Genomic DNA, 6,908 nt, shown 5'->3' on the forward strand with positions numbered 1-6,908 from the left:
GCGCCCGCCCCGGCCCCGGTGACCCCGGCCACCGCGCCGACCTCCCCGACCGCCACCCAGGCGACCGACGAGGGCGCGTACGTGACCCCGCTGGTGCGCAAGCTCGCCGCGGAGAACGGCGTCGACCTGGCCGGCGTCAAGGGCACCGGCGTCGGCGGCCGCATCCGCAAGCAGGACGTCCTCGCCGCCGCCGAGGCCGCGAAGGCCGCCACCGCCGCACCGGCCCCGGCCGCTGCCGCCGCCCCGGCCGCCGCCAGGAAGGCCCCGGCGCTGGAGGTCTCCCCGCTGCGCGGCCAGACCGTCAAGATGCCTCGCATCCGCAAGGTCATCGGCGACAACATGGTCAAGGCGCTGCACGAGCAGGCGCAGCTGTCGTCGGTCGTCGAGGTCGACGTCACGCGCCTGATGAAGCTGCGCGCCCGGGCGAAGGACTCCTTCGCGGCCCGTGAGGGCGTCAAGCTCTCCCCGATGCCGTTCTTCGTCAAGGCCGCCGCGCAGGCGCTGAAGGCCCACCCGGTCGTCAACGCCAAGATCAACGAGGCCGAGGGCACGATCACCTACTTCGACTCCGAGAACGTCGGGATCGCGGTGGACTCCGAGAAGGGCCTGATGACCCCGGTCATCAAGCGGGCCGGCGACCTCAACATCGCGGGCATCGCCAAGGCCACGGCGGAGCTGGCCGGCAAGGTCCGCGCCAACAAGATCACCCCGGACGAGCTGTCCGGCGCGACCTTCACCATCTCCAACACCGGTTCGCGCGGCGCGCTGTTCGACACGATCATCGTGCCGCCGGGCCAGGTCGCGATCCTCGGCATCGGTGCCACGGTCAAGCGTCCGGCCGTCATCGAGACCGAGGAGGGCACGGTCATCGGCGTCCGCGACATGACCTACCTGACCCTCTCCTACGACCACCGCCTGGTCGACGGCGCCGACGCGGCCCGTTACCTGACGGCGGTCAAGGCGATCCTGGAAGCGGGCGAGTTCGAGGTCGAGCTGGGCCTCTGACCCACCTGAGCCGTCGTACCCGAACACCCCGCCCGGAGCATTCCGGGCGGGGTGTTCGTGTTTGTCGGCACACCCCGCGTGTAAGGCTCGTCTCACCTGCGCAAAAGCACGTCCATGCGCCCTGCCCGCCGAGCGGACCGGCCGTATTGTCTAAACGTCGAAGCCCCCGGAGGCCGCAAGCCGGCCTCTCCCTAAGGAGCCCTCATGACCGCGCCCGTCGTCCACTCGCTGCGCGAGCAGATCCGCGAGCACATCGTGGAGGGGATCGTCAGCGGGCGCTGGCAGCCGGGTGAGCGGATCGTGGAGCGCCGGATCGCCACGGAGCTGGAGGTCAGCCAGACCCCGGTGCGCGAGGCCCTGCGCGAGCTGGAGTCACTGCGGCTGATCGAGTCCGCGCCGAACAAGGGCGTGCGGGTGCGCAACCTGACCGCGGCGGACCTGGAGGAGAGCTACCCGGTCCGGGCGGGCCTGGAGGCGATCGCGGCCGAGCTGGCGGCGGAGCGGCTCGCGGAGGACTGCTCGGCGCTGGAGCCGCACGTGCTGGCCCTGTACGAGGCCGACCGGAACGCGGACGGTACGGCCCAGGTGCGCCACACGGTCGGTTTCCACCGGGAACTGGTCCGCGCGGCCCGCAACTCGGTGCTGCTGCACACCTGGGAGGGGCTCGGCATCGAGGTCTTCACGGCGCTGTCGATCCGCTGGCTGGGCACGGTCCAGCAGTCCTACGCGGAGGAGCACGAGGAGCTGGTGCAGGCGTTCAAGCGGCGCGACCCGCGCATCCCCGAGCTGGTGAAGGCGCATGTCCTGGGGTGCGCCCCACGGCCCTGACCCAGCCGAGCATTCCCGCGCTCACCTGCGAAAACAAGGCCAAAGCGCGTCACCCGGTGCCATCAGTGCAGGCACCGGGTGCCTAGTTTCCCGGAATCGAGAGGTTTTCGGCCTCAACCCTTTGATCGATCATCGATCAGGGAGTTAAAGTCACCGACGGACTTCTACCGAAGCCCGCTGCCCTGTCCTGCCAAAGACCTAGGGCACCCCCGAACCCTTACCGATGAGGGAACCCCCTTCGACTGAGGAAGGCGGCGACATGACCGACCCCCACGCCATCCAGCCGAGCGCGCTCGACCAGCTCCCCGACCGCGACCCGGAGGAGACCGCCGAATGGCAGGCCTCCCTGGACGCCGTCGCCCGCGAGGCCGGGCCGCACCGCGCCGCGTACCTGATGCGGCGCACGCTGGAGCGCGCCGAGGCGGGCGGCATCGCGCTGCCGAAGCTCCTCGAGACGGACTACGTCAACACCATCCCCACCTCCGCGGAGCCGGGCCTGCCCGGTGACCCGGAGATGGAGGCCCGGATCACCGCGTGGAACCGCTGGAACGCGGCGGCCATGGTGACCCGCGGCGCGAAGCACGGCGTCGGCGGCCACATCGCCACCTTCGCCTCCGCGGCCTGGCTGTACGAGACCGGCTTCAACCACTTCTTCAAGGGCAAGGAGGGCGACGGCTCCGGCGACCAGCTGTACATCCAGGGCCACGCCTCCCCCGGCATCTACGCCCGCGCCTTCCTCGACGGCCGGCTGAACGAGCACCACCTGGACAACTTCCGCCAGGAAGCCGGCGGCAACGGCCTGCCGTCGTACCCGCACCCGCGCCGGCTGCCCTGGCTGTGGGAGTTCCCGACGGTCTCCATGGGCCTCGGTCCGCTGTCGGCGATCTACCAGGCGCGGTTCAACCGCTACCTGACCAACCGCAGCATCAAGGACGTCTCCGCCTCGCACGTCTGGGCCTTCCTGGGCGACGGCGAGATGGACGAGCCGGAGTCGACGGCGGCCCTCGCGCTCGCCGCCCGTGAGGAGCTGGACAACCTCACCTTCGTCATCAACTGCAACCTGCAGCGCCTCGACGGCCCGGTCCGCGCCAACTTCAAGATCGTGCAGGAGCTGGAAGCCCAGTTCCGCGGCGCCGGCTGGAACGTCGTCAAGACGCTGTGGGGCACCGCCTGGGACGAGCTGTTCCAGCTCGACACCACCGGCGCGCTCGTCCGCCGCCTGCGCGAGGTACCGGACGCGCAGATCCAGACGTACCAGACCCGCGACGCCGCCTACATCCGCGAGGACTTCTTCGGGAAGGAGCCGGCGCTCGCCGAGCTGGCGAAGCTGCTGAGCGACGACAAGATCCTGGAGTGCTTCCACCTCTCGCGCGGCGGCCACGAGGCCCGCAAGGTCTACGCCGCGTACAAGGCCGCCGTCGAGCACAAGGGCGCGCCGACCGTGATCCTGGCCCAGACGGTCAAGGGCCACACCCTGGGCGAGGGCTTCGCGTCGAAGAACGCCAACCACCAGATGAAGAAGCTGTCGGTGGACGAGTTCAAGACGATGCGCGACCTGCTGGACCTGCCGATCAAGGACAGCGACTTCACCGACGGCGTGGTCCCCTACGGCCACCCGGGCGCCGACTCCCCCGAGGTCCGCTACCTCCAGGAGCGCCGCGCGGCCCTCGGCGGCCCGGCCCCGGCCCGCCGCACGCACGCGCTGGCCCCGCTGCCCGCCCCGGCCGAGAAGGCGTTCGCCTCCTTCGACAAGGGTTCCGGCTCGCAGAACGTGGCCACCACCATGGCCTTCGTCCGCCTGGTCAAGGACCTGGTCCGGGACAAGGAGACGGGCAAGCGCTGGGTGCCGATCGTCCCCGACGAGGCGCGCACCTTCGGCATGGAGAGCCTGTTCCCCTCGCTCGGGATCTACTCCCCCAAGGGCCAGACGTACGAGCCGGTCGACCGCGACCAGCTGATGTACTACAAGGAGGCCAAGAACGGCCAGATCCTCAACGAGGGGATCACCGAGGCCGGTTCGATGGCCGACTTCATCGCCGCGTCCACCGCGTACGCGACGCACGGCGAGGCGATGATCCCGTTCTACATCTTCTACTCGATGTTCGGCTGGCAGCGCACGGCCGACCAGATGTGGCAGCTCGGCGACCAGCTCGGCCGCGGCTTCCTCGTCGGCGCGACGGCCGGCCGTACGACCCTGACGGGCGAGGGCCTCCAGCACGCCGACGGCCACTCCCCGGTCATCGCCGCGACCAACCCGGCCGCGCTGACCTACGACCCCGCGTTCGCGTACGAGGTCGCGGCCATCGTCCGCGAGGGTCTGCGCCGGATGTACGGCGAGGCGAAGGCGGGCGAGGACCAGAACGTCTTCTACTACCTGACGGTCTACAACGAGCCGCTGCCGCAGCCGGCCAAGCCGCAGGGCCTCGGTATCGACGAGGGCATCGTCAAGGGCCTGTACCGCTTCAACACGGCGGAGTCGGCGGGTGTGTCCGCGCCGGCCGACGCCCCGCGCATCCAGCTGCTGGGTTCGGGCACGGCGATCCACTGGGCGCTGGAGGCCCAGCGGCTGCTCGCCGAGGAGTGGGGCGTGGCCGCCGACGTGTGGTCCGCCACCTCCTGGTCGGAGCTGCGCCGGGACGCGATGGAGGCCGACGCGGCGCTGCTGCGCGGCGAGGAGCGCGTGCCGTACGTCCGCCAGGCGCTCCAGGGTGCCGAGGGCCCGGTCCTCGCGGTCTCCGACTACATGCGCCAGGTCCCGGACCAGATCGCGCAGTGGGTCGAGCAGGACTGGTCCTCGCTGGGCGCCGACGGCTTCGGCCTGTCGGACACCCGTGAGGCCGCCCGCCGCCACTTCGGCGTCGACGCCCCGTCGATCGTCGTCGCGGCCCTGGCCCAGCTCGCCCGTCGCGGCGAGGTGAAGGCCACGGCGGTCAAGGAGGCCCGGGAGAAGTACGGGCTGTAGCCACCGACGCGGGTGGTGACGGGCGGTGCGCCGCCGCCGGTCACCACCGCCGTGGTGACCTGCCTCAGCGGCGGACCTGAGGGGTGCGAGCCCTTCGGATCCGCCGCTCTGCCGTTCCCGCTCCCTCTCCCCGTGACGGCTCTCGGGCCCGCTGTCACCGGGGCGCGGCATCATGAGCGTATGCGTGCCGCCCGACTGATCAAGATGGTGCTCCTGCTCCAGTCCCGGCCCGTCATGACCGCCGCGGAACTGGCACGGGAGCTGGAGGTGTCGGAGCGGACCGTGACGCGGGACGCGCAGGCCCTGTCGCAGGCGGGGGTACCGGTGTACGCCGACCGGGGGCGGGCCGGGGGGTACCGGCTCGTCGGCGGGTACCGGACGCGGCTGACGGGGCTGGCCCGGAGCGAGGCCGAGGCCCTGTTCCTGAGCGGGGTGCCGGGGGCGCTGCGGGAGATGGGCCTGGCGGACGCGGCCTCGGCGGCCCGGCTCAAGGTCTCCGCCGCGCTGCTGCCCTCGCTGCGGGACGCCCCCGACACGGCCGCCCAGCGGTTCCACCTGGACGCGCCCGCCTGGTTCCGGGAGCCGGAGACGCCCGCGCTGCTGCCGGTGCTCGCCGAGGCGGTGTGGGGGGACAGCCGGGTCCTCGCGCGTTACCGGCGTGCGGACCGCGAGGTGGAGCGGCGGCTGGAGCCGTACGGGCTCGTGCTGAAGGCCGGCGTCTGGTACCTGTGCGCGCGGGTGGCGGAGAGCGGTTCCCTCCGGACCTACCGGATCGACCGGTTCGGTGCCGTCGACGCCCTCCCGGAGCGTTTCGAGCGCGAGCCGGACTTCGATCTGCCCGGCTTCTGGGCGGGCCAGGCGGAACGGTTCGCCCGGTCGATCCTGCGCGCCGAGGTGGTCGTACGGCTCTCCCCCGAGGGCGTGCGCCGGCTGCCGCACACCGTGGATCCGCCGGGCGCGCGGGAGGCGCTGGAGGGGGCGGGCCCGCCGGACGCCGACGGCTGGGTGACGGTGACGCTGCCGGTGGAGTCGGAGGAGGTCGCGCACGGCCAGCTGACGGCGCTCGGGCCGGAGGCCGAGGTGCTGGCGCCGGCCCGGTTGCGGAAGCGGTTCGCGGCGGACGCGGCCCGCACCGCCGCGCTGTACGGCCCCGGGGACGACTGACGACGGCCCACACCGCCACGCTCCACGACCCCGGGGACGACTGACGGCGATCCGCACCGCCGGGCCGTACCACCGCCGGAACGGCAGACGCGGCCCCGCGCCACCGCGGGAAGGGCAGAGCGCGATCCCCGTACTCCGCGTGCGCCCCACCGGCCGAGGCCCGATGCTGGTGGCGTGATGGACGAGACGGAGTTCTGGGAGCTGATCGACACGACCCGCGAGGCCGCCGAGGGCGACCCCGAGGAACAGGCCGACCTGCTCGTGGACCGGCTGCTCCAGCTGGACCCGGAGCTGGTCCTGGACTTCGCCCGTCACTTCGAGGCCCGTTACAACCGCGCGTACCGCTGGGACCTGTGGGGGGCCGCCTGGCTGCTGCTGGACGGGTGCAGCGACGACGCGTTCGACTTCTTCCGGTGCTGGCTGATCGGCCAGGGCCGGGAGGTCTACGAGGGCTCACTGCACGATCCGGACGCGCTGGCCGGCCTGCTCGGCGAGTTCGACGAGGAGATCGACGGCGACGGTGAGGAGCTGGGGTACGCGGCGGACGAGGCGTACGAGCAGCTGACCGGGACCGTCGCACCGGAGCTGGGCATCGCCCCGGCCCCGGCGGAGCCCGAGGGCACCTCCCTGGACCTGGAGGACGACCGCGTACTGGCCCAGCGCTATCCCCGCCTGTGGGAGCGGTTCAGGGGGTAGGCCCCCGGCCCGGCGCGGCCCGCGGGATCGGAAGCGGCCGGCGGGCTCGGAAACGGTCCGCGGGCTCGGAAACGGCCGGCGGGCTCGGAAGCGGTCCGCTTACCCCTTGTGACTCACCCGCTCCCGTCCCCGTCCTCCACATCCGCACCCGCCCCCGGCTTCCCTGAGACGGCCGGCTTCCCTGACACGCTCGGCTTGCCCGCCGCCGTCGGCTTGCTCTTCCCGGCCGGCTTCCCAGCCCCCGTCGGCTTGC

Annotated in this window: 5 protein-coding genes; all 5 read left to right on the forward strand. The window is 72.3% G+C overall.

Translation table 11 applies throughout. The features are described 5' to 3' along the window. The coding region (gene sucB / locus GT045_RS30250; RefSeq protein ID WP_161336121.1) for a 2-oxoglutarate dehydrogenase, E2 component, dihydrolipoamide succinyltransferase at window positions 1–1,005 on the forward strand (1,005 nt) is incomplete at its 5' end. Between the two features lie 204 nt (window positions 1,006–1,209). Further along, window positions 1,210–1,833, forward strand: a complete 624-nt coding sequence (locus GT045_RS30255) for a GntR family transcriptional regulator (protein ID WP_161296992.1) — start codon at window positions 1,210–1,212, stop codon at window positions 1,831–1,833. A 259-nt stretch (window positions 1,834–2,092) separates the two neighbouring features. Beyond that, window positions 2,093–4,795: a pyruvate dehydrogenase (acetyl-transferring), homodimeric type gene (gene aceE, locus GT045_RS30260; RefSeq protein ID WP_161336122.1), complete on the forward strand. Its 2,703-nt coding sequence runs from the start codon at window positions 2,093–2,095 to the stop codon at window positions 4,793–4,795. Window positions 4,796–4,975: 180 nt separating this feature from the next. Then, the gene (locus GT045_RS30265) at window positions 4,976–5,959 is read left to right on the forward strand and encodes a WYL domain-containing protein (RefSeq protein WP_161336123.1); all 984 of its coding nucleotides are present in this window, start codon (window positions 4,976–4,978) and stop codon (window positions 5,957–5,959) included. 177 nt (window positions 5,960–6,136) lie between these two features. After that, window positions 6,137–6,655, forward strand: a complete 519-nt coding sequence (locus tag GT045_RS30270) for a DUF4240 domain-containing protein (RefSeq protein WP_161287515.1) — start codon at window positions 6,137–6,139, stop codon at window positions 6,653–6,655. Window positions 6,656–6,908: the final 253 nt, after the last annotated feature.

The organism is Streptomyces sp. SID486, assembly GCF_009865385.1.
Lineage (GTDB): Bacteria > Actinomycetota > Actinomycetes > Streptomycetales > Streptomycetaceae > Streptomyces.